This window comes from Chlamydiales bacterium (assembly GCA_041395025.1).
Lineage (GTDB): Bacteria > Chlamydiota > Chlamydiia > Chlamydiales > JAAKFR01 > JAJACP01.
The window spans coordinates 520,232-543,751 of the sequence record JAWLBH010000001.1 but is presented as its reverse complement, the minus strand read 5'-3'; the positions used below and the strand labels follow the sequence as shown (position 1 = coordinate 543,751).

The window sequence follows — 23,520 nt, the reverse complement described above, 5'->3', positions numbered from 1 at the left end:
ACCCTCTCCATCTCCGATACATACGAACGTCCACCCTGAAGGTACGCATCTATCAACCCCTTGATTTTACTGGGTTTTCTTGATTTTGCTGTTTTGAGGTTCGTTTTTGAAAAGTGGTATGCGGTGCACTCAGATTGAGAATATTCTACTTTTGATCTGCATTATTCAGGTTATTAAAGCATTTAAGCAGCAAGCTTTCTAGCTGTACCTTATGCTCATCATTTATTGTAGAAAGCATACGTGTTTCCACAACCCTTATAATTTCATGAGCTGATGATACGATCTTCTGTCCCTTTTTGGTAAGTTCAAGTGGCAAAATCCTGCCATGCAAGTTAGAACTTTTTCTCTTTATCAGTCCACGGTTTTCTAAATTAGACACAATACCGTGCATGGTTTGTGCGGTAATGAAGGATCTTCTGGCAAGTTCTGGATTTGATATGCCGCTCTCCAATTCTAGCTGTGCCAAAACCGCATACCCAGGCGTTGTCAGCTCAATAGATTTTAGCGCTTCATCCATAGCGATACGCAGGGCATGCTGGGTCTTCTTCAATCGATATCCAAGCAAGCCTTCTACATTCATATTTTAACGTTATTTCACTCCAGATCAAATCACTAACGAAGGCATTTTGCTAGTGCTTGAACATACGGTGCCATTGGTTAGAACTGCGGCTACCAGCGAAACCTTTACCTTTGTGGTGACATTTTAAGGAAGAGATCGCTTATGACATTAAAAAATTACTACAACCGATTTGAGCCAAGCAAAAACTACGATAAAAGCCTGTTTTTATCAGGACGTGGTTTGCAATCTGCTGAACTTAATGAAATTCAAGAATATGCTTTATATAAAATCAAAGGCATAGGCGATGCTATTTTTAGAGATGGCGATGTCATTCGAGGGGCTACTTGTATTGTGGATCCTGATACAGGCCATACCACCATTGAAGCTGGCTCTGTGTATTTGCGTGGTTGCGTGCGCATTGTTAGCAATAGTGAATTTACTATTCCAATTGATACGGTGGTACGTATCGAGGTTTGGTATCAAGAAACTACGGTAACAGAGCTTGAAGATCCAGGTCTTCGTGATCCAGCTGTTGGTACTAGAAATTATCAAGAGCCAGGTGCTGCAAGAACTAAAATTGCTTTGAACTGGGATTATCAGGCAGAAGGTGTAACCACAACCCAAGAAGGCGCTGAGTTTTATCCCATTTATGCTGTTGTTAATGGTATTTTAATTCAAACGGCACCACCGCCACAACTCGATGCAGTTAATAGCGCTCTTGCTAGATATGATCGCGAATCCAATGGCTCTTATGTGGTTAATGGCCTAAAAGTACGCTTTTTAACCAATGATAATGGTGAGCAAGTTTTTGTTATTGATGATGGTAAAGTGCATGTTGATGGCTATGAAATAGAATTACCGCACAGTTTGCGCTCCCGCTTTGATATTGATCCCGATCTGCAATCTGTAGAGTCTGAGCCGCATACTTTCCAAGCTGATGAAAATGGCGAGATGATTATTGGCTTAAATAATCGCCCGTTAGCTGAAGTCAGTGATGTGGATATTACGGTTGAAAAAACCATTACTATGACCCATGGCTCATTTACCGGAGCTGCTGATCCCATTTCAGATGATGCGGTGTTAAGCATTATTCAGGTACGCCAGCGAGCAACACTTTATAGCAATGGCGAAGATTATCGCTTGCAGTTAGGCGCGGTTGATTGGTCTTTATCTGACGCAGAGCCTGCACCTGGTAGTACTTATGAAATCACCTATCAAGCAAGAGAGCGTATTACCCCAAATTTTTCAAAGTGGCTGTTTATCCTGACAATTAATTTTTTGGTTGTTTCTAAATCTTGTAATTCAGGAAAATATTCCATAACTTTTGGATCTTGGTTAATGGCAAGCATCGGCTGCAAGTCATCATCATTCCAAGTTCTAAGTATCAATCGATCAGTTTCTATAATTTTACTCATGATTACCTCGCGTATTTTGGGGCAACAACTCCTTCAAATTACCTGATGGGAAAGGAGTTGATTTATCTCTTTGTATTGCTTTGTAGAATTCATCCATTTTTACAGCAACCCCATGATGTCTAGACAATAATTCTTTCACTTTCGTTGGTATTTGTGTGCCAAGCTCATCGTTGGTAAATTTTGACAAATTAGCACTCCAATCGTTTTTTCCTAAGTAACTGGTCAATACAGTGTGCATTAAATTAGATGAGCCACTTGCGTAATCATAATCAGCATTATCTTTTGCAAAGTGATTTTCAATATTAGATAACGTAAATTTATCAGATAAAGCTAAACCAAAATCACTATAATATAGCTGTTTCCCATCAGTTAAAATGTTTTCAAAATGTGCATCCATGTGTAGAAAGTTTTGGGAGCCCATAAAATAATTAGTTGTTTGCATTTGGCTTTCAACTAATCTAACAGCATCAATAGCAGTACTTTCATTGGTGGATAATTGTTTAACCACCCATAAAGGTGATTGGGAATAAACTCTAAAAATAAATAAGTATGATGCGTTGCCAATGCTATTGCTTTTAATCGACTATTTATTGATGCATTATTCTCCCAATAAGTAGCGTCTTTATCTAAAGCAATTTGTTCTTCATCTGAAATGATTTTGTTGCCAGTGTCTTGCAGTATTCGCCAATGGTACATAATTGGAAAATTAGGACATTGGCCAGTTATCACCCAATTGGTTGTCATGACATGCGCAGCTAATTCCCGCCAGGCTCCAAAGCCAGTTGAGCCAATACCGTATTGATAACACATTGGTAGATTAAAAATATTGGCAGTAGACATATAATTTTCTGGCTGTAATTCTAAGTCTGTGATTGGTACTTTCTTTACAAAAATAGGTGTGTTATCTACCTCTATCTGTAATGAAGTACCACCAACCTTTGTGCATTGCTTTGCCATCATCAAGCATTTGTTCTAGCTGTTTATTGCTCATGCAGGCTAATGCACTAGATATTCTGCTGTATGTTTGCTGTCTTTTAGTTAACTGGTTCATCTTTGTGCTATGCCGATATTATGCTTATAAAATGCTATTAAATGGTTCATATTATTCTTCCTCAACATCAGCATGAATTTTTGCTGGTTCTTCTAATATGGATAATATTTCTGTGGCGCAATAAACTTTATCACGCTTGCCATCATTGACTTGACTGATAATATTCTCGCCTAACAGTTTGCGAACACCACGTTCAGCAGTGCTATAAGCAATCTCAAGCTCTTCAGCTATTTTTTTGATGGTTAGGTATGGATTCACTGCAAAATGATCAACAATGTCTACAGGAACGCTAGATGAACCGCTTGCAACTTGCAGCTTCCATTTATTAAGTAGGTTATTAATCCTTTCAGCACGTGATAAAGCATCTTCTGATTGAACAGCGACACCATTTAAAAAATAAATTAACCAGTCCTGCCAAGTGTTGTTGCTGCTAACGTTAAATAATTGCCTATAATATTCATCTCGTGTTGCCTCAAAAAATGCACTTAAATAAAGCAGTGGCGATGGCAACATCTTTTGCTCAATTAATAACAATGTAATTAGCAAACGCCCAACTCTACCGTTGCCATCTAAAAATGGATGGATTGTTTCAAATTGATAATGGCACAGCGCTATATGAATTAGGGCTGGTAATTGACGATCGTGTAAAAACTTTTCTAGATCACCTAAACAATCTGCTAAGTTATCTGTTGGTGGTGGCACAAACTTGGCTGTATTTAATGTGCAACCAGGAGGACCAATCCAATTTTGTGTTTTTCTAAATTCACCAGGCGTGGCATGTGAGCCTCTAACGCCTTGCATCAATTGCTCATGAATTTCTTTTATTAACCGTAAGGACAGAGGTAGATCATCAAGGCGCTTCAACCCAAAATCTAAAGCAGTAATGTAGTTCTGTACTTCCTGCAAATCATCTGGATTCTGATTAACAGATACACCTGCATTATGAGCTAAAATTTCACCGATTGTAGCATGGGTACCTTCTATCTTACTGGACAATACGGCCTCACGGGTAATGAAGGGACGCATCAGCAAATGAGGATTCGGTAATTTGCTACCTTCTCGAGCCAGCTTACCCAGCAAGTAATCAGCCCGCGATAGTGTGCTTACCAATTGGTTGGTCCATTCTATTGCCGGAGGTAGTGGATTAGGCACATAGGCATTATAGCCCTTGGGTGATTTAATCACTTTGCCTGATAATGATTGTTGTATATCCATGCTTTAAACCTCTTGATTTCTAGACTTAAGTATAGCCTTTATTCTCGATAATATCAATATTCGATAATAAGTCAAGTTTTTAATTCCAAAGGTGAGAATAAGATTGAAGTATGTTATCATATTTTATGTAAATCGATAATAGTGCGTGTATGATATGTCCTTTAGGTTGCGAAATATGACACTTAAAGGACATGTTAGATCCAAAAGATCTAATTCAGCCAAAAGCCAGTATAATTTTAACTGGGTTGATGACAAAACGTGTGGAGGCGTATATGAGCAAAGCGAAAAGAATATTTATTGTTGGCCAATCAGGTGCTGGCAAAGGCGTAGTGGCATAAGAAGTGGCTAAGCAATTAGGTTGGAAGTTTATTAATGCAGACGTTTTAGCTAGCGTTGCATCTATTGGCCGCAGCGTTACCGATGTATTTGGTGCTGGCAGTGAAGATAAATTGAATCAAACATTAACTGAAATCCTGCAACACCAGATTACTCAGGAAAACATCGTGGTTACCACTGACGAAAATGTTGCTTGTGATCCAAAAGCTCGCGAAATATTAAAGTCAGAATTTACCGTGTATATTGAGGTAAGCACCTCAGTTCAGGCTGAGAGAATGAGCAATTATAGACCGCTATTACCAGTTGATGATTATTCAGAGCTATTGGATGGATTGCAAAAAGAACGTAATCCTTGGTTTGCTGAGGTGGCTAGTTTCACTATAAATTCCGATAACGGCGACATTGAGCGTGATGCTAAAAGCGTTGTAGAGGCATACAATAAGTAAACTTCTGTTATTATCGAAAAAATTTAAAATCGATAATAGGGTTGAAAGTTATCACCGCTGTTAGAATTAATAGCCATCAATATTATCGATTATAGAATATTTCGATAATAAGGCTAAGTGCAGAAATTATGTGCTCCGGGTGGCGCTAAAATGTCGTTTTTCGTGATTTAAAGGTATCGCTGGGCACATTATGAATAACATCTCCATGTCCCTAAAGTTACAAATAGCGTAACTATAAGGACATGCTGAGCTTAAAAACTTAGTCGCATAGATTAATTTAGAGGCAGATTTTTATCCTTCAGCAGTGTAATATTACTTAAACTAGCTGGGATTGAATTTCATATTTCCTGCCCAGTTTGGAGAGCACTATATTGAGGGATGCTAACCTCCGCCAGATTTTTTAGAGAGAACTTTTCTCACGTCTTTTTGTACTAGCATAAGTAACACTCAAAACCCCAGTAATTATGGGGTTTCCAAGGTTTTCATCTAGCGTCAGACCCGTACCTTACTTCCTCCAATTTTGGCATTTTACCCCCAAAATCTCCATTTTTACCCTCTCCATCTCCGATACATACGAACGTCTACCTAGAAGGTACGCATCTATCAACTCCTTGATTTTACTGGGTTTTTGCAATTTCGGCATTCAGAGGTTCGTTTTTGGAAAGTGGTATGCGGAGTACTCAGAATGAGAATATCCGCTGGGTTGGTATCATAGTTTATGATACAATGCAAGTTTTTTTTAATTTGAGCTGGGCAAAACTGGCAGGTGTTTTTTTGAGGTTATATGGTCTTTAGACTAAAGATAGTGTTTACGATTATTTTATTATGCGTTTTGTCGTTAGGCTTTTATGCATATAATTGGCAGTCTCCAGATGTCAATCAATCAGCATCTAGCAATCTACATCAATGCATTTATAAATCAGACGACAAAAGCAATCTAAAGGTTATATCGCTTAATAATGAATTTGTTATCACCTATGTAGAAAATAGTGACCACGATTGCTTTAACCCGTACTTTCCGGCAATTCATATCACGACTCAAGCTAAGCACAACGCCTGGCTGCACGTTGTGTATACTGATCGTAACGATATCAAAGATAATCAAATCTTTGTTGATACAGATAAAGCGCCTGATATTTACCCATTTTATAATTTGGGACAAGAGTTTTATGATGCCCCTCTTTGGCGCTATAGCTTATTCTCCAAACCTTTAAGTTACTGGAAGGGACATGCTTGGGCCGTAGAAGTTGATCATGAAAATAAAACCATTAAACCTGTAGGCGGAGTTTCTTGGGGGTTTAATCTATCGTATTTTCAGATAAGACTAATATGTATAACTCCGTCTGCCCTTAATGAGGATGATTGGGTAAATGATTGGCAAATTTTTAAAATGAAACTTAGTGAGTTCAAAAATGGTTAAATTAATTCAAGAAAATCAAACAAAACATTATTTAAAGGTTGTTGAAGTTGCAATAGAGCATGATTCAAAATTTCTTATAATAAAAAGACCAGAAGGTAAACATGCAGAGGTCTACTATCATTTCCTGGCGGAAAAGTTGAAGAAATAGATGAACAAAATGAATGGGACATTTTAAGACTTGCAGCAAAGCGTGAAATTTATAAAGAAGTTGGCCTAGAGCTAGAGGATAATTTAGATTATATAACGAGTAACTACTTTATTGATAGCTACGGGATTCACGTCATTGATACAATATTTCATTGTAAGATTGATAAAACACCATTAAATATTTCGGTTTCACAACGTGAAGTTCCTGAATATTACTGGATGACAACAGAAGAAATCAATGCCGCAAACAATTCGCCAGAATGGTTGAAAAAATATATTCAATATATCGCTAATAAATAGAATTTGAGGTAATAATATATGATTACAGGAAAATGTTTTTGTGGAGAAATTCACTATAAAATTGAAGCTGATATTTTAAAATCTGGTATTTGTTATTGTAACGATTGCCAGGGCCTAACAGGCGGTACGGCATGGCCTTTCATTGTCATCCCACAAGAATCTTTATTAGTACAAGGCGAAACAAAAGAATTCACTCGCCCGGGTGCAAGTGGCAAGCCTGTTCATGTAAGTTTCTGCGGAAAATGTGGTTCTACTCTATTTGGTAGACCAGAAGTTTGGCCTCATCTTAGAATAGTCGGCGCAAGCAGCTTAAATGATAAAACTCTTTTCTCTCCAGATATGTATGTTTGGACCGAAGATGCCCCTAAGTGGAGCTTATTTGATCCGGATGTAGAAAAATTTGATCGCAGTTGAATTTAGGAAGATCTCTAATCATTCTTCAAGTTATTAAAGCATTCAAGCAAAAGGTTTTCCAGTAATATTTTATGCTTGTCCTTAGAAAACCTAGTTTTTGAGCTAGCCACTTTTTTGAAGGAACTGCAAGCTATTACTGATGTAGAAGGGCCAGGTCCTGGTCAGCATAATTGGTGGCGAGGCGATCATGTTCGTGTTTACGATTTTGGAGCCCGTGAACAAATTGCTAAATTAGCAGATATTATAGATAGCAATAGCGCTTTAGAGCTTTGGGGAAAGAGCTTGTGCTACTAAATGGAGCAAAGCGCCTATTTGGATCCATGGTGATTTTGCAGTTGGCAATATACTCATAAAAGATAATAAATTATCAGGTGTAATTGATTTTGTTATCAGGTGTAATTGATTTTGGTGGTACTGCTATGGGTGATCCTGCTTGCGATCTTGTCATTGCATGGACTTACTTAAGCGGTAAAGCACGCGATATTTTTGTATCTGAAATGGGCTTAGATGATGATACATGGTTTAGAGCACAGGCTTGGGCACTGTGGAAAGCGACATTTGAACTTTGCAATATCGCAGATAAAAGTAGTCCAGAGGCTTTGTTTCAGAAAAAGATTATTGATGAGGTAATAAATGAGTAAAAACAGTTCAAAAAATTCGGCTAATAAAGGGCCCAACCCTAATACTAAAACACCACTTGAAGGTTATGAAGATCTTGTCTTTTTAAAAAACATTATTTCATCTACTAATATACATGTAGGAGATTATACTTACTATGATGATAAGCGATATGGCGCTAAGAATTTTGAAGAAAATAATGTGTTATATAATTATCAACCAGACAGGGTAAAGCTTGTTTTTGGGAAGTTTTGTGCAATTGCTGCTGAAACTAAATTTATTATGACGGGTGATCATAAACTCGATGCTATTAGCATCTATCCTTTTCCAATTTTTAAAAATGGTTGGGAAAGTTTATATGATGTAAATCAATTACCTATTAAGGGTGACATTATCGTAAAAAATGATGTCTGGTTTGGGTACAATAGCATGGTGAGAAATGGCGTGACAATTGGGAATGGTGCGATCATTGGCGCGAACAGCTTTTGTTGTAAAGGACGTGCCTGATTATGCAATAGTTGCAGGTAATCCAGCCAAAATTGTTAAAATGCGTTTTGATGAAAAGAATATTGCTCGCCTTTTGGAGATTGCTTGGTGGAACTGGGACATAGAAAAAATTAACGCTAAATTACCGGCTATTTGCAATTTGGATATTGAAGCGTTAGGTGATGACTAGTTGATCCCAGGTAAATACAGGAGAATTATTGTTAATGTCTAAGAGTGAAGGTGAATATCACAAGGTTATTTATGAGTCGAGGTAGTAAATGAGTAAAATAATTTTATTAAATGGTGCTGGTTTTAGCGGTAAGACCTCGATTGCAAGAAGCATACAGTCAACATTTTGTAAAATGTTATCGTGATGCAAGTCACCGTGTAACAATACTTCTTTTGTTGTAGATTTCAGTAAGTCATCCCCTAAGATGCTTGGCTTTAGCTAAAATTTCATCTGGGATAGCTAACTTTTGATCTAACGTCTTAAATAATTCACTTAAATGATAAAAAAGTTATGGCTTTCTGGAATTAATGCCTTGTGAAGCTCTTTTAGCTTTGCGCATAGAATTTTTGTTGCGTCAATATCATTATCTGGGAAATGAGCTTTGAGGGTGCTGCCAGGCACAGCTCTTTGCATGATAATCATATTATCATCATGAGCTATAACTTCAGCCACAGCATGTTTTGCAAAAGCTTTTAGGCACAATGATTCTTTAGTTAAAGTTTTGCTGTTCATGCCAATTTTTAATATGATGGGTTTATCATTTTGATAGCCACTAGCGACATAATTAAATGTCATGTTATTTACAGGAGTTAAACCAGATAGATTGTGCTCGTTTGCTATTTTAGCGGTGATATCAGGCAGTGAATCAAGCCATTGCTTACCTTCATCATTGTACATTGAGATGATGTTTTTTTGAGCTCGTTCATGCTATACCCTCAAAAAAATTATCTACAAACTTTCTATTAAATTGGTATGGTCTAGAATCAGTTGTATTCCATGTGTTACGTTTTACTGTAAATCCAATAACCGCTATGGCTCTATTGAGTCTCAATAAAGGCATCAGTTTATTATATTCTGGTATTTTCCTAATGCTAGAATAACCTTCGAGGAAGCTTTCTTTATGATGATTAAAATCTCCCCACTCACCATGCTCAATAGAGCAAAAATCATCTTCAGCAAAGCTGGCTCTAGCTGATGACCAATCAATGATTCCACATAATCGATTATTTTCTACAATTATATTACCTGGCCTAAAGTCTCTATGAATAATACAAGGGCCATCAGCTTTTGCTATAAGGTGCAGTGTTTTGTCAAAGTAATTACAGAGTTTTACAATCAAATCAGCGGGTAAATGGTTTTTGCATTCATCAATGCCTTCTAGAAATTTATCTTTAAAATGTGATGTGGGTTCTGATACAAGTTCAGCATCTCTATTTAAATATCCAAAACCATCAGTTTTATTGCTATGTATGATAGCAAGTGATTTGCCAAGTTGAAATGCTATTTCTCTTGTAATAAGCGAGGGTTTTAACAAACATCCTGACAAGTATTCCATCAGAATAGCCCCATGGTTTTCTTGACTTGGTGGTAGTGTCTTGATTATTGCTGGGACTTAAATTTGTTTTTTAAAATGACTAAGGAAATATACTTCACTAGTATAGTCATTAGGACGATCACATATTTTTAGAACAAAGCATGGCTTCTCTAAACTTTCAACTTTATAAACATCGGCAACCATTGCATCATCATGATCTATTTTTGAAAACCGTAGTCCATTGTCCAGATCTAGTAATGCTCTATATTTTTCTAACATTACAGTCATATTGACGTTCCTTGTGTGTGTTTTTCACGGCTGAGCCGATACAGCACATGTCGTTTTAATGGGCTAGTATCATCTAGCTTTGGGTGGTCAAAATCATCGGCTTCATTATGTTGCAGGCCAATTTTCTGCATTACTCTAATTGATTTAGCATTGCCAGCAGCGGTGAATGATACGATTTCTGGTATCTTTAATTCTCTAAATGCATAATCTAAAACAGCCTTAGCACCTTCAGTGGCAAAGCCTTGCCCCCAGTGGTTAGATGATAAACGCCAACCAATTTCTGTAGCAGGTGTAAAATGTGATTCAAATTCTGGAGTAAATAATCCAATAAATCCTATAAACTCACCTGAATCTTTTCTTATCGTTACATAAACAGTGTAACCATATTTTTCAAAGTGGCTGTTTATCCTGACAATTAATTTTTTAGTCGTTTCTAAATCTTGTAATTCAGGAAAATACTCCATAACTTTTGGATCTTGGTTAATGGCAAACATTGATTCCAGGTCTGCATCAACCCATGTGCGTAAAATTAATCTGTCAGTTTCTAATATTTTCATAACTCAATTACCTCCTGAACAGTAGGTTTGCCATATTCTACGCTACCTGCTTTTACTGTTAAATTATCAAGAGGCTTGTAGTAGGAGCTGCTATGGGTATGGCCACATAGAACAAAGAACTCAATTTTTGGATTAGCCTTTGCTGCTCCCAGCAACACATCTCCTGTTATTTTTGAAGCAAAAAATGGCAGATAATCATCGTTGCTGATTTGTCCTTCATGCATGCAGCTTTCTCTAAATGGTGGCACATGAACTAAAACAATAATTTTTTTAGTCAAATGTTCTTGAAATGCTAATTGCAAATTGTTCTCTAATCTTTTGGCATCATTATCAGCTAATTTTTGCATAGCATCTAAGAGCTGGTATTTACCAATAATGTTACCTTCTCAAAGCTCTTGAATCATGCGGCTATCATTAAGCATTGCTCTGCTATCAGCATAATTGCCGTAACGGCCATCAGCCCAGCAATCTTCCCCAAGCAACAGAGTATCTTTATTTAATTGTACTAAACCAGTTTCAGGTAACCAATGTACTGATGGATTTTCTTGGGATAACTGAGTAACTTTTTGTCTAACATTTTCAACGCTGCTTTGATAATAATCATGGTTACCTAAAACAAAATAAATTGGTTTAGCAATATACTGAGCCATTTCTTCAAGAATATCAGAAACATTTGGTGCCTCAGCAATGTCACCATTAACTAAAACCGCATTAGATTTTGTAGCGACAATATCCTGATAAAATCTTTTTCTGTCAGCAGATTCTAGAAAATTCAGATGAATATCAGTTACCCAAGCTAGTTTCATGGCAGCCTGCTGATAACATTATCTACAACAAACTGGTATGCTTCATCAAAGTTCCACTTTAATCCAGTTGGTAGCAATGCATGCATATCTGACTGGAAAGCTTGGTGACCATGTTTAAGCTCTAGGTTTTTGATAAACTCATCTTTAGTGAAATGAGAGTCATCATTAGCACAGTATTTGCTAAATATTTCAAATACGCGATCCAGATTGATCAATTCATTTTTGGTAACATACCACAAGTCAAATAGATCCCGTTCTTTGCGTCTTTGGTAAAGTGCTCTGAGTTTTGTTGCCATTAACTCATCAATCTCATAAGTTGCAATTTTGGCATTGCCGCTCCACCAATCAGAATTCACATTAAATTCTTCACTGCGTAATGGCAGAACTTGGAAATGCTCAGTGGTGTTGATTTCAATCTTGAGTTTTGCTGGCAACTTATTGATCGCTTCATATTTATAAATCAATTTGGCACTGCGCTGAGTAATTTTCCATTTGGGATCACCAAGCCAAAGTTTTAGAACTGCTCTTATTGCATCTATTGTTTGGCCTATTGGGTCAGCATTCTTTTGAACAAAATCTATATCCTCACTATACCTAGAAGGAGGCTTGAGAAATAATTTATTCAGTGCCGTACCACCTCTAAAAACTAAAGCTTTGCTTACATGCGGATCGTTATATAAATTCGTTAATGCTCTGCTTATTATTAAATCTTGCTCAACTTGAGCAGGGGTCTGCCATTTAACATGTTGCCGCCATTGTTCTATAAAATTTTCTGGTATCATAAATCACTCTCAAAATCAGTATTTTCAATAATTTTCCATTTTTCACATTTAGGATGTCCGGTTCTTGATATGTACGGAACAAGAGAAACATAGGGGCGATCAATAGTTTCTATATACTCCGCTAATTTTGCGATTATTTGCTCTTTTTTCTCTTCATCCTCAATCACGTCAATTCTTTCTAGCATGAAGCCTAGCCTTTGTATCTGGCATATTTCTCCTAACTCTTCAGCAAGTGCAATTAGTTTATCCTCATCAATACTAGGAGTAAGTTCAGATAACACGGTAGCAATATGACTAATGCCGCCAGCTCTTTTACTGTATTTAAACAAATCAATTGCCAGTAGCTCGGGAGTTGATACTTTCAAATAACCAGTGCTAACTACAAAATCTTGAGTTGGCAAGCCCTGTAGAGAATCTTTATAAACAAGCTCAATAACCACATCGCCAAATTCAAGGGAGTGTTTGATTCTTTTGTTAGTAATGACCTGGAAACGTGCTGGCTTTTGATGAGTTGCACCATAGAATAATCCAGCGCTGAGCAACCCTACATAATAATCAGCTTGCAGATGTTGCATTATGATCGGCACTAGCTCTTCTGCAGGGATTGAGCCATAAGATTGATATTCAGGCGGGACAATGACATATAGTCCATTGACGGGGCTTATAACCTTCTTATCTCTTTTTAATCGATACAAACCAGATCTAGCAGAACTATCAGATAGCTGTAATTCTGCACGTATTTCCTCAGAGGTGAAATGCCGCCTACCGCTAGCTCTTAGTTGCTGAATATATTCTGAAAACATGGTATGTCCTAAAAGTGTTAAAAAATGCCACTTATAGGACATGATATCTCAGAATTTGACTTCAGTCAAGCATTTTTGTATTATATGTCCTAAAAGTAGCAAATATCGTCACTATTAGGACATGATATATTTTTACCTATTTTAGCAAGAGCGGTCAAGCGTAAAATCTGCATTGCCTATATTCTTGGAACTATGAATGAGTAGATAAAGAATTAGTGGTATGCGGAGTACTCAGAATGAGAATATCCGCTGGGTTGGTATCACAGTTTATGATATAATGCAAGTGTTTTTTTTAATTTGAGCTGAGCAAATACTGGCTAACGAATTTTGAGGTTATATGTAGACATTTTATAGTTTTTTCAAAAGCTATGCTGGTAATGGTGGTGTTGTTTATGGCGAGTGGATGCTCTGATAGTAATGAAATTAAGTTTGAATGGGCTTGGATCAAAGATGGTTTTGCATGCCAGTTGCGGCAGAATACAAATGGTTGTATGGAAAGAGTCTCAATCTACTCAAGTTAACAACAGAGCAGATAGTAAGAATTGTTGACTTCATAGCATCTAATCAAGCTTTAGATTTTTTGGATAAAGCCTGTGCGGCCAAATGGAAGCAAGCAGCTGTTTGGATTCATAGTGATGTTGCGATTGGTAATATACTCATCAAAGATAACAAATTATCTGGTGTGATTGATTTTGGTAATACTGCCATTCGGTGATCCAGCTTGCGATCTTGTTATTGCTTGGATTTATTTAAGCGATAAGTCTCGGGAAATTTTTATATATCAGATGAATTTAGATGATGATACATGGGTAAGAGCACGTAGATGGAACTTATGGAAGGCCCCACATTTGAACTTTAATAAGAAGATAAGAATAGTTCTGAAGCTTCCTTACAGAGAAGAATTATTGATGAGGTTATCTTTTAAGTTGCTATAAATCATAACTATGAAATTTATGAGTATATTTAAGGAATGTTTTTCAGGGTGTTTGTAAGAGAAAAATGGAACCAAAGTTGTGTTAGAAGAATTTGATGTTCTCTACTAGTTTTAATGAAGTTGGTAAACAAGAGACTACGATTGATAGGACTATCTAGATTTGCCTCATGTTATGGAGAATTCCTAGTCTTAAAAGATTTTTATGCTACACATATTATTTTTAACTTGTTTTATTTATTATCTTTTAGGTAAACTATTTTTAGGTAAACTATTTTTAGGTAAACTATTTTTAGGTAAACTATTTTTAGGTAAACTATTTTTAGGTAAACTATTTTTAGGTAAACTATTTTTAGGTAAACTATTTTTAGGTAAACTATTTTTAGGTAAACTATTTTTAGGTAAACTATTTTTAGGTAAACTATTTTTAGGTAAACTATTTTAGGTAAACTATTTTTAGGTAAACTATTTTTAGGTAAACTATTTTTAGGTAAACTATTTTTAGGTAAACTATTTTTAGTAAACTATTTTAGGTAAACTATTTTTAGGTAAACTATTTTTAGGTAAACTATTTTTAGGTAAACTATTTTTAGGTAAACTATTTTTAGGTAAACTATTTTTAGGTAAACTATTTTTAGGTAAACTATTTTTTAGGTAAACTATTTTTAGGTAAACTATTTTTAGGTAAACTATTTTTAGGTAAACTATTTTTAGGTAAACTATTTTAGGTAAACTATTTTTAGGTAAACTATTTTTAGGTAAACTATTTTTAGGTAAACTATTTTTAGGTAAACTATTTTTAGGTAAACTATTTTTAGGTAAACTATTTTTAGGTAAACTATTTTTAGGTAAACTATTTTTAGGTAAACTATTTTAGGTAAACTATTTTTAGGTAAACTATTTTAAACTATTTTTAGGTAAACTATTTTTAGGTAAACTATTTTTAGGTAAACTATTTTTAGGTAAACTATTTTTAGGTAAACTATTTTTAGGTAAACTATTTTTAGGTAAACTATTTTTAGGTAAACTATTTTTAGGTAAACTATTTTTAGGTAAACTATTTTTAGGTAAACTATTTTTAGTAAACTATTTTTAGGTAAACTATTTTAGGTAAACTATTTTTAGGTAAACTATTTTTAGGTAAACTATTTTTAGGTAAACTATTTTTAGGTAAACTATTTTTAGGTAAACTATTTTTTCATTCTTACAATTTATAGTTATGAGTTTTTCAAAAATGATTTCTCCGAGGACCAATCAAGAATTGGTTAGAGAAAATATCGGGTCTTCTTCGAAGGGAAAGAGTTATGGTTTTGCGATTCTTATTATTGTAGCTATTGGGGGATTGGTTGTAGCAGGAGTCGGTGTTTCTCATTATTGTGGAGCGATTAGTACTCTTCATCAGGTGCATGCTACGATCATGATAGCTGTGGGTGGTGGAAGTAGTTTCATTCTAACGATGATTGGGATTGTAGTGAAGTTAAGAAATCGTCGTCATTCCCTCAAGGCAGCTCAAAAGCTTACTAGACAAGAAAAATTTCCGGAAGACATCAAATTCAAGCAGTATGGGAAACCCATGTCCCCATCCTTCTCAGGCAAAGAAGGAAATGACACAGGTGATCCTGCATCTAAATTCACTACTCAAGATAAGAGTGGTCTTAATCAGCAGTCTAACTTTCGAGAGTATAGCTTGCCAAACCCTCCAATTCATTCCCTTAAGGCACCTCAAAAGCTTACTACACAAGAAAAATTTCCGGAAGACATCAACTCCAATAGGAGACCCAAGCCCCCAGAAGCCCTCCTCTTAGGCAGAAAAGGAAATGACATAGATAATCCTAACTTTAAATTCAATACTCAAACAAGGATGATCTTACTCAGGAGTTGAACGTTCCAAAACCTTCAGCAGGGTTGGTAAAAGACGTTCCAAAACCTTCAGGAGGGTTGAAAGGATTACAGAAGCTTGATATTCATGAGCCCAAGCCCATTGATGGAGATTTTACTACAAAGTCCTCTATTGAGGAACAAAGGAAGTCTCACGAGAGAGCAAAAAGCTATTTGGAGCAAAAATTGCGGAGTATTGGGGCTGAGGTGATATTTGTTTCTAATCAATTGAAACATAATCAAGTTCAATATAACGGCACCTCTATTACTGATCTAGATCAGGACATTTTTTCTTACGAATTGACAAAAGGAGTTGAGCTAGACATTCGAAAAGATGGTAAAACTCCTGATCGGATTGTTCTCTATGGAGTCGCGAGTCAATTTAATGGAGCTGAATCCCTCGGTCGTTTCACAGTACCTCCCGGCCAAGCTGTGGGAACATATACAGGGGATAATACTCAGGGGCCCAAGGCTCAGTTAGCGTTTCCTGATGAGCAAGTAGAAATCATTAATAACGCAGCTAATTTAGGATTTAATGGATTATGTGGGGTATTAGATACTAAGACGAAAAATGCTGTATGCCATGGATATTTGACTCCTAGAACTTCTGAACAAGCTGAATTAGTGATTAAACAATTAAAAGACCAAGATCATTCGATCGAATATTTGTGTGTTGGAAATATTCCAAAAGGAAAGGGGAATATACAAAGAGTCTATGAGATCTTGGTAGCAGCGCCTGCATTTGGGATGTATAATCTCTCTTCTAAGGTCACAGAAGAACAAAAGAAAGAAATTGCCTATCTTTGTGCCGTACGTGGGTATTCTGCTCAATTTGAACAGGCTCTTAAATTGGCAGAAGAGAATCCAGACACATGTGTTATTCTTAAGCTAACCGCGCCGGGATTAGGAGTTTTTGGTAACGATATAGAGATGGTAGCTAAAGGTTTTATACAGCAGCCAAAGAGTATGAACAGAAGTTAAGGGAGGCTGATGTCTTTGTTCAATTTCAGGTGTTTGCTAAGGATCCTAATCAATTAGAAGGAGCAGCCTGGGAGATGGTAAAATATTTGAAACTCCATCGATTTTATGAGTAGGGATCTTTTCTATTTCTGAGGCTCTACTATTTAGTGGAATGGATGTTTTTCTAGAAAATTTCCCTATGTTTTCAAAAGATACCCCTCCTCATCTCATGGGGAAGTCTTCGTTTTAAAAGATTTTTATTCTATTAATTTTTTGAATGGTCTAATCTATTTTTTTAATAGTTCTATTGTTTTATTAGGTGATTTATGGTTCCTAATGAGGTTCAAAGAAGGGCAAAGAATGCTCAGGATTTTTCCTTTTTTGCCCCTATAGAAGATCATCCGTCCAAGTCGAAAACTTCTCCTTCAAAGGGAAAGAGTTATGGTTTTGCGATTCTTATTATTGTAGCTATTGGGGGATTGGTTGTAGCAGGAGTCGGTGTTTCTCATTATTGTGGAGCGATTAGTACTCTTCATCAGGTGCATGCTACGATGATGATAGCTGTGGGTGGTGGAAGTAGTTTCATTCTCCTGATAATTGCCCTCGCCATCAAGGTAAGAAATCGTCGTCATCTTACCAAGCCTATTAAAAATTTTACTAAACATATCTCTATTCAACAGCAACGTCTCTATCATAAGAAAGCAAAAGAGTCCTTGAAGAGCACATTGGAGAATTGCAATGCGAAGGTGGCATTTGTTTCAGTTAAGACTGGCTGTATTAAGACTTATCGATTTGTAGGATTTGATCAATTAGATGAGAAGATTTTTTCTTACGAATTGATAGATGGAATTGATCAACAGATGCAAGAAGATGGTAAAATTAAGGATCAGATTTCTCTCTATGCAGCGGCGAATAAAACGGTATTATCAGCTCCTTTTAATCAATCTTCTCCTGATTTGATCCACGAGTTTATCAATCAGTTACAGTTTTCTGATGAGCAACTAGAAATCATTAATAACGGAGCTAATTTAGGATTTAATGGATTATGTGAGGTATTAGATGAGCAGACGAAAGATGCTGTATGCCATGGATATCTGACTCCTAAAACTTTTAAACAAGCTAAATTGGTGATTGGAAAATTAAAAGACCAATCTCTTGCAATCGAATATTTGTGTGTTGGAAATGTGCCAAAAGGAGAGCGGAATACAGAAAAAGTCTATGAAGTATTAGTTACAGTTCCCTTATTTAATAGCAAACATTTCAATCAAGATCAGTTTCCCGAACAACAGCAAGAAATTACCTATCTCTGTGCTTTATATAATTATCGTGCTCAATTTGCACAGGCTCTTGAATTAAGTCAGGAGAATCCAGGTAAAACTATCGTTGTTAAGCCAAATGCTTCGCCATGGGTACCAGTCTTTGGTAAACATTTTCTTATGGTAGCTAAAGGGTTTTATGCAGCAGCCAAAGAGTATGAAACGGATTTCAAGCAGGTTAGTAATATCTCTGTACGATTCCAGGTATCGAAAGATGATAAAACAAAGATAGCAGATTTTTTAGAGCTCAAGGCATACCCATCTTGAATTAACAAGATTAATCTGAAAAGTTCATCGTATTTTTGACGATCATCAAAAGAGTAGAGTTTACATAGACTTGTCACCTTCATCGGAACGATTATCGATGAAATATGATAGACTTGATGATAGAGATCTCTTCTCTATTTCTAGAGTCTTTTCTATCCAGTAGAGTAGATGTTTTTCTAGAAGATTCTCCTATCTTTTTAAAAGATTTTTATTGATCATTTTTTAGTTATAATTTATTGTTTTTTTGTCATTTTATTGTGGTGTAGTTGTGAGTTTTTCAATGCCGGAAACGCGCACGCCAGCATCGTTGGAAACGCGCATCCAAGAATGGGAATATATCAAAAAAAAAGAGACTTCTTTCCCATCTTCTTCTGTAGATCATTCGTCTAAGTCGAAAACTTCTTCTTCAAAGGGAAAGAGTTATGGTTTTGCGATTCTTATTATTGTAGGTATTGGAGGATTGGTTGTAGCAGGAGTCAGTGTTTCTCATTATTGTGGAGCGATTAGTACTCTTCATCAGGTGCATGCTACGATCATGATAGCTGTGGGTGGCGGAAGTATTTTCATTCTCCTGATGATCGCCCTCGTTATGAAGGTAAGGAATTACCTTAATCGCATCAAGCCTATTAACGAAGATTTTAATACATATTTCTTTATTTACACACAAAGAGTAATGCACCAGAAAGCAAAAAGCTATTTGGAGAAAGAATTAGAGAAGATTGGTGCTGAGGTCACATTTGTTTTGGGTACAGCTGAATTCTTCTGGGAAGAATACTTATATGGCAGTAGTGAAATTCACTTATTAGATCGAGATATTTTTTCTTGCAAAAAGGTAAGCAAACTGGATGAAGAGATTCAAAAAGATGGTAAAACTCCTGGTCAGATTGTTCTCTATGGGATTGCGAGCCGATTTAATGGCACTCAATCCCCTGGTCGTTTCACGATAGCTCCCGGTAAAGCTGTAAAAACATATAAAGTTTCTCCTAGCCAATGGGTCAACGCTCAATTACAGTTTCCTGATAAGCAAGTAGAAATCATTAATAACGCAGCTAATTTAGGATTTAATCAATTATGTTGTTTGTTGGATAGTGATACGCAAGAAACTGTCAGCCACGGACATTTCAATCTTACAAATTCTAGAGAAGTTCAATTAGTGATTGACCAACTAATATCAGAATCTCTTGCAATCGAATATTTGTGTGTTGGAAATGTGCCAAAAGGGAAGGGGAACACAGAAAAAGTCTATGAAATATTGGTTGGGGTTCCTGTGTTTGAAGAATATAGCGATCAATTCTCTAAAATAACAGAAGCAGAAAAGCAAGAGGTTATCTATCTCTTTGCCTTACGTAGTTATTCCGCTCAATTTAAACAGGCTATTAAATTGGCAAAGGAAAATCCAAATAAAACCGTCATTCTTAAGCCAATCCCGTGGGAATTACAATGTTTTGGTAAAGATGATAAGATGGTCCGGATGGTACGTCTGGGGTTGTATGTCGCAGCAAAAATGTTTGAAAAGGATTTGGGGAATAATAAGGTTTCTGTTCAATTACAGTTATTTGGATGGGAAAAAAACGCTCTAGAGTGATGAACGCTCTAGAGTGATGTATTTATCCTTCAATGACTACGTCTTCGTGTCTCATTAACAGGATCCTTACTCCTCTAAGATGAGTAGGGCTCTTTTCTATTTCTGAGGCTCTACTATTTAGTGGAATGGATGTTTTTCTAGAAAATTTCCCTATGTTTTCAAAAGATACTCCTCCTCATCTCATGGGGAAGTCTTCGTTTTAAAAGATTTTAACTAAAATATTATTATTTTCTTAACTTGTTTTATTTATTATCTTTTAGGTATAATTGCATTTATTATTTCATAATCTATGACTTTTTCAACCAATTTGCCTACCAATTCGGTAGGGAAACACTAGAGACCCGAACAAAAATCGTCTTCAAAATGCAACACTTTTGGTTTTGCGATTCTTATTATTGTAGGTATTGGGGGATTGATTGTAGCAGGAGTCGGTGTTTCTCATTGTTTTGGAGCGATCAGTACTCTTCATCAGGTGCATGCTACGATCATGATGGCTGTGGGCGGTGGAAGTAGTTTCATTCTCCTGATAATTGCTCTCGTCATGAAGGTAAGAAATCGTCGTCATCTTACCAAGCCTATTAAAAATTTTACTAAAAAGTGCTTTATTAAAGAAAAAAGGGAATCTCACGAGACAGCAAAACACTACTTGCAGGAAGAATTACAGAAGATTAGGGCTGAGGTTGCATTTGTTTTGGGTAACGTTCCCCCGTACCAGCCTTTATCCTCAAAAGAGGTTACTACGCAAATTATGAATGATGATCCATTAGATAAGAAGATTTTTTTTTCCAAATTTGCAAATACATTGGGTGAAGAGATTCAAAAAGATGGTAAAGATCCTTGTCAAATTGTTCTCTATGGAGTCGCGAGTCAATTTAATGGAGCTCAATCTTCCGGTCATTCCACAGTACCTCTCGGTCAAGCTGTGAAAACATATCAAGGGGATAATACTCAGGGGGCCAAGGTTCAGTTAGAGTTTCCTAATAAGCAAGTAGAAATCATTAATAACGGAGCTAATTTAGGATTTAATGGATTATGTAGGGTGTTAGATGATGAGACGATAGATGCTGTATCCCATGGATATTTGAATCCTAAAACTTTTGAACAAGCTCGATTAGTGATTAAACAATTAAAAGACCAAGATCATCCGATCGAATATTTGTGTGTTGGAAATATTCCAAAAGGAAAGGAGAATACAGAAACAGTCTATGAGATCTTGGTAGCAGCTCCTGCATTTGGGGCGTATAGTGATTGTAGTACAATAACAGAACAACAAAAGAAAGAAATTGCCTATCTTTGTGCCGTACGTGGGTATTCTGCTCAATTTGAACAGGCTCTTAAATTGGCAAAGGAAAATCCAAATAAAACCGTCATTTTTAAACCAACCGCCCCGGGATTAGGAATTTTTGATAACGATGAGGAGATGGTAGCTAAAGGGTTTTATACAGCAGCCAAAGAGTATGAACAGAAGTTAAGGGAGGCTGATGTCCTTGTTCGATGGGAGATGAATTCATCACACTCTCTCAAGACTGCATCAGCACTTATGTTGGTGTTAAAATATTTAAATTTAAAAGATTGCAAATGAGTGAGGCTCTTCTCTATTTCTGAGTCTTTGCTATCGAGTACAATGGATGTTTTTCTAGACATTTCTCTATCTTTGCAAAAGATCCCCCTACTGATTTTATAGGGAATTTTTAATATTAAAAGATTTTTATTTTATTAATATTAATTTTTTAAATTGTTTTTTTATTATCTTTTATGTATAAATACTTTTTTTAATTTAATATTAATAGGATATATAGGATGTATTTATGAGCTTGACAATATCCAAAAAAAAACTCGTGGGATTTCAAGAAGCGGCGTTTTCAATGAGAAATACGCACAATGGTTTAGGAGTTGTCTCTGTAGAGAAGAGAGAGGAATTAAGATCTTCTTCTTCAAAATGCAATACTTTTGGTTTTGCGATTCTTATTATTGTAGGTATTGGGGGATTGATTGTAGCAGGAGTCGGTGTTTCTCATTGTTTTGGAGCGATCAGTACTCTTCATCAGGTGCATGCTACGATCATGATGGCTATCGGTGGTGGAAGTAGTTTCATTCTAACGATGATTGCCCTCGTCATGAAAGTAAGAAATCGCGGTAATTCTCTCAAGAGAGATGAGGAGTGTACTAAACATTCTCCTGCTGAAAAATTACCTGTTCCTTTAGAAGTCCCGAGGACAGAGGAGGCTTATAAGGAACCCGTTCAGCAGGAATTGTTAGTAAAGAAAAAAGAAGAGCAGATCAGGAGGCCAGGTAGCAGTGTCAAAAAACCTGGCTATGAACGCAAATTTCTACATCAGTCGACGTATCACAACATGGCAAAATCTCTGTTGATACAAGAGTTACAAAAGATTGGTACTGAGGTGATATTTGCTTCCGGTAACATTTCTGAAAACAAGAGTTATAATGCTGTAATTGAATATAGCACGTCGCCATTAGATGCGAAGGTGTTTTCTTGGAAATATATGAATATAGATGAATTGAATCTTGAGATTGAAAAAGATAGTAAAATTAGGGATAGGATTACCTTCTATGGAGTTCCTAGTCTTTTCAATGGAAAGATGCCATCTATGCCATCTTTGTTACCTACTGAGTCCAGGAATCTAATATCGAATAATCTGTTCGAAGTTCAAGCTCGGTTACAGTTTCCTGATGAGCAACTAGAAATCATTGATAGAAGCGCTCATATAGGATTTAATGGGATGGTAGAGCTTTTGAATCAGGAGATGGAAAACTATGTATGGGATGGACGTTTGGCTCCTGAAACTTTTGAACAAGCTCGATTAGTGATTAGACAATTAAAAGACCAAAATCATCCGATCGAATATTTGTGTGTTGGAAATGTGCCAAAAGGAACAAGGAATGGAGAAAAAATCTATAAGATATTGATAGGAACTCCCATATTCACAGCGTTGTCGGTAGAAAATTCCAAGATCACAAGTCAACAAAAGAAAGAAATTGCCTATCTTTGTGCCGTACGTGGGTATTCTGCTCAATTTGAACAGGCTATTAAATTTGCACAGACAAACAGATCGGCAGGGAAAAAAACCATTATTGTTAACGCAACAACCCCTTCCTTCGGAGTATTTTCAAACGATCCTCAGATGGTAGCTAAAGGATTTTATGTTGCAGGAAAAGCATATGAAGCAGATCTTAAGTCTTCCAAGATTCTAGTTCAGTGGAGGGTACCGAAAGATAACATAGAATTGCAAAAGATAGCAGGGAGTTTGGGGCTCAAGAAGACTTCCTAGTTCAGAAGATTTTTACCCATTTTGAACAGTCGATCGTATGCTTTATGATGATTGAAAGAATAGCTTTTTCATAGGTTGTGGTTTTTATAATTGAGTCATTTAGAAG

Annotated in this window: 27 protein-coding genes; 15 read left to right on the top strand and 12 right to left on the bottom strand. The window is 36.2% G+C overall.

Going from position 1 to position 23,520, the window contains the following annotated elements; translation table 11 throughout:
• Positions 1–145: 145 nt before the first annotated feature.
• Positions 146–580, bottom strand: a complete 435-nt coding sequence (locus R3E91_02505) for a MarR family transcriptional regulator (GenBank protein ID MEZ5315069.1) — start codon at positions 578–580, stop codon at positions 146–148.
• Positions 581–721: 141 nt separating this feature from the next.
• On the opposite strand from R3E91_02505, the gene R3E91_02500 reads away from it, so the two are divergent.
• Positions 722–2,020: a DUF4815 domain-containing protein gene (locus R3E91_02500; protein ID MEZ5315068.1), complete on the top strand. Its 1,299-nt coding sequence runs from the start codon at positions 722–724 to the stop codon at positions 2,018–2,020.
• Here the strand turns inward: R3E91_02500 and R3E91_02495 are convergent.
• The 3 genes from R3E91_02495 to R3E91_02485 all read right to left on the bottom strand — a co-directional run bounded on the left by R3E91_02495 (position 1,967) and on the right by R3E91_02485 (position 4,240).
• A complete protein-coding gene (locus R3E91_02495) occupies positions 1,967–2,482 on the bottom strand; it encodes a hypothetical protein (protein MEZ5315067.1) in 516 nt (171 codons plus the stop codon). The genes R3E91_02500 and R3E91_02495 overlap by 54 nt on opposite strands.
• Positions 2,428–2,934: a hypothetical protein gene (locus tag R3E91_02490; GenBank protein MEZ5315066.1), complete on the bottom strand. Its 507-nt coding sequence runs from the start codon at positions 2,932–2,934 to the stop codon at positions 2,428–2,430. Before R3E91_02490 ends, R3E91_02495 begins: the two co-directional genes overlap by 55 nt.
• A 142-nt stretch (positions 2,935–3,076) precedes the next feature.
• Complete coding sequence (locus tag R3E91_02485; protein MEZ5315065.1) at positions 3,077–4,240, bottom strand: Fic family protein; 1,164 nt, start codon at positions 4,238–4,240, stop codon at positions 3,077–3,079.
• Positions 4,241–4,581: 341 nt separating this feature from the next.
• Between R3E91_02485 and R3E91_02480 the strand changes: the two genes are divergently transcribed.
• From R3E91_02480 to R3E91_02450, 7 genes are all read left to right on the top strand, one after another.
• Positions 4,582–5,022 carry a shikimate kinase gene (locus tag R3E91_02480; protein MEZ5315064.1) on the top strand — a complete coding sequence of 147 codons (441 nt, stop codon included), beginning with the start codon at positions 4,582–4,584 and terminating at the stop codon, positions 5,020–5,022.
• A gap of 784 nt (positions 5,023–5,806) precedes the next feature.
• Positions 5,807–6,442 (top strand): hypothetical protein, encoded by a 636-nt coding sequence (locus R3E91_02475; GenBank protein MEZ5315063.1) that lies wholly within the window; start codon positions 5,807–5,809, stop codon positions 6,440–6,442.
• 465 nt (positions 6,443–6,907) lie between these two features.
• Entirely contained in the window at positions 6,908–7,303 is a 396-nt protein-coding gene (locus R3E91_02470; protein MEZ5315062.1) for a GFA family protein, read from the top strand.
• Positions 7,304–7,417: 114 nt separating this feature from the next.
• Entirely contained in the window at positions 7,418–7,597 is a 180-nt protein-coding gene (locus tag R3E91_02465) for a hypothetical protein (GenBank protein MEZ5315061.1), read from the top strand.
• A gap of 125 nt (positions 7,598–7,722) precedes the next feature.
• The gene (locus R3E91_02460) at positions 7,723–7,944 is read left to right on the top strand and encodes a hypothetical protein (protein ID MEZ5315060.1); all 222 of its coding nucleotides are present in this window, start codon (positions 7,723–7,725) and stop codon (positions 7,942–7,944) included.
• The gene (locus R3E91_02455; GenBank protein ID MEZ5315059.1) at positions 7,937–8,428 is read left to right on the top strand and encodes a CatB-related O-acetyltransferase; all 492 of its coding nucleotides are present in this window, start codon (positions 7,937–7,939) and stop codon (positions 8,426–8,428) included. Before R3E91_02460 ends, R3E91_02455 begins: the two co-directional genes overlap by 8 nt.
• A complete protein-coding gene (locus tag R3E91_02450; protein MEZ5315058.1) occupies positions 8,421–8,597 on the top strand; it encodes a hypothetical protein in 177 nt (58 codons plus the stop codon). Before R3E91_02455 ends, R3E91_02450 begins: the two co-directional genes overlap by 8 nt.
• 312 nt (positions 8,598–8,909) lie before the next feature.
• On the opposite strand, the gene R3E91_02445 is transcribed toward R3E91_02450, so the two are convergent.
• From R3E91_02445 to R3E91_02410, 8 genes are read right to left on the bottom strand one after another with little or no spacing between them, the layout of a single operon-like run.
• Positions 8,910–9,314 carry a hypothetical protein gene (locus R3E91_02445; GenBank protein ID MEZ5315057.1) on the bottom strand — a complete coding sequence of 135 codons (405 nt, stop codon included), beginning with the start codon at positions 9,312–9,314 and terminating at the stop codon, positions 8,910–8,912.
• A 25-nt stretch (positions 9,315–9,339) separates the two neighbouring features.
• Positions 9,340–9,975, bottom strand: coding sequence for a phosphotransferase (locus tag R3E91_02440; protein MEZ5315056.1), 636 nt, complete (start codon positions 9,973–9,975; stop codon positions 9,340–9,342).
• A 54-nt stretch (positions 9,976–10,029) separates the two neighbouring features.
• The gene (locus R3E91_02435; GenBank protein ID MEZ5315055.1) at positions 10,030–10,239 is read right to left on the bottom strand and encodes a hypothetical protein; all 210 of its coding nucleotides are present in this window, start codon (positions 10,237–10,239) and stop codon (positions 10,030–10,032) included.
• The gene (locus R3E91_02430; GenBank protein ID MEZ5315054.1) at positions 10,236–10,796 is read right to left on the bottom strand and encodes a GNAT family N-acetyltransferase; all 561 of its coding nucleotides are present in this window, start codon (positions 10,794–10,796) and stop codon (positions 10,236–10,238) included. Before R3E91_02430 ends, R3E91_02435 begins: the two co-directional genes overlap by 4 nt.
• On the bottom strand, positions 10,793–11,143 hold the full coding sequence (locus R3E91_02425; protein MEZ5315053.1) for a hypothetical protein: 351 nt from the start codon (positions 11,141–11,143) through the stop codon (positions 10,793–10,795). The genes R3E91_02430 and R3E91_02425 overlap by 4 nt, the downstream gene beginning before the upstream one ends.
• A gap of 39 nt (positions 11,144–11,182) precedes the next feature.
• Positions 11,183–11,602, bottom strand: a complete 420-nt coding sequence (locus R3E91_02420; protein ID MEZ5315052.1) for a metallophosphoesterase — start codon at positions 11,600–11,602, stop codon at positions 11,183–11,185.
• On the bottom strand, positions 11,599–12,384 hold the full coding sequence (locus tag R3E91_02415) for a nucleotidyl transferase AbiEii/AbiGii toxin family protein (GenBank protein ID MEZ5315051.1): 786 nt from the start codon (positions 12,382–12,384) through the stop codon (positions 11,599–11,601). Before R3E91_02415 ends, R3E91_02420 begins: the two co-directional genes overlap by 4 nt.
• Positions 12,381–13,229 carry a type IV toxin-antitoxin system AbiEi family antitoxin gene (locus tag R3E91_02410; protein MEZ5315050.1) on the bottom strand — a complete coding sequence of 283 codons (849 nt, stop codon included), beginning with the start codon at positions 13,227–13,229 and terminating at the stop codon, positions 12,381–12,383. The genes R3E91_02415 and R3E91_02410 overlap by 4 nt, the downstream gene beginning before the upstream one ends.
• A 418-nt stretch (positions 13,230–13,647) precedes the next feature.
• On the opposite strand from R3E91_02410, the gene R3E91_02405 reads away from it, so the two are divergent.
• The 7 genes from R3E91_02405 (at position 13,648) to R3E91_02375 (ending at position 23,414) form a co-directional block, all read left to right on the top strand.
• Entirely contained in the window at positions 13,648–13,902 is a 255-nt protein-coding gene (locus R3E91_02405) for a phosphotransferase (protein ID MEZ5315049.1), read from the top strand.
• Between the two features lie 1,450 nt (positions 13,903–15,352).
• Entirely contained in the window at positions 15,353–16,000 is a 648-nt protein-coding gene (locus R3E91_02400; GenBank protein MEZ5315048.1) for a hypothetical protein, read from the top strand.
• The gene (locus R3E91_02395) at positions 15,997–16,977 is read left to right on the top strand and encodes a hypothetical protein (protein MEZ5315047.1); all 981 of its coding nucleotides are present in this window, start codon (positions 15,997–15,999) and stop codon (positions 16,975–16,977) included. The genes R3E91_02400 and R3E91_02395 overlap by 4 nt, the downstream gene beginning before the upstream one ends.
• Before the next feature lie 305 nt (positions 16,978–17,282).
• Positions 17,283–18,539 (top strand): hypothetical protein, encoded by a 1,257-nt coding sequence (locus tag R3E91_02390; protein ID MEZ5315046.1) that lies wholly within the window; start codon positions 17,283–17,285, stop codon positions 18,537–18,539.
• A gap of 280 nt (positions 18,540–18,819) precedes the next feature.
• Positions 18,820–20,124: a hypothetical protein gene (locus R3E91_02385; protein MEZ5315045.1), complete on the top strand. Its 1,305-nt coding sequence runs from the start codon at positions 18,820–18,822 to the stop codon at positions 20,122–20,124.
• Positions 20,125–20,536: 412 nt separating this feature from the next.
• Positions 20,537–21,706, top strand: a complete 1,170-nt coding sequence (locus tag R3E91_02380) for a hypothetical protein (protein MEZ5315044.1) — start codon at positions 20,537–20,539, stop codon at positions 21,704–21,706.
• 226 nt (positions 21,707–21,932) lie between these two features.
• Positions 21,933–23,414, top strand: coding sequence for a hypothetical protein (locus tag R3E91_02375; GenBank protein MEZ5315043.1), 1,482 nt, complete (start codon positions 21,933–21,935; stop codon positions 23,412–23,414).
• The last annotated feature ends 106 nt before the right edge of the window (positions 23,415–23,520 follow it).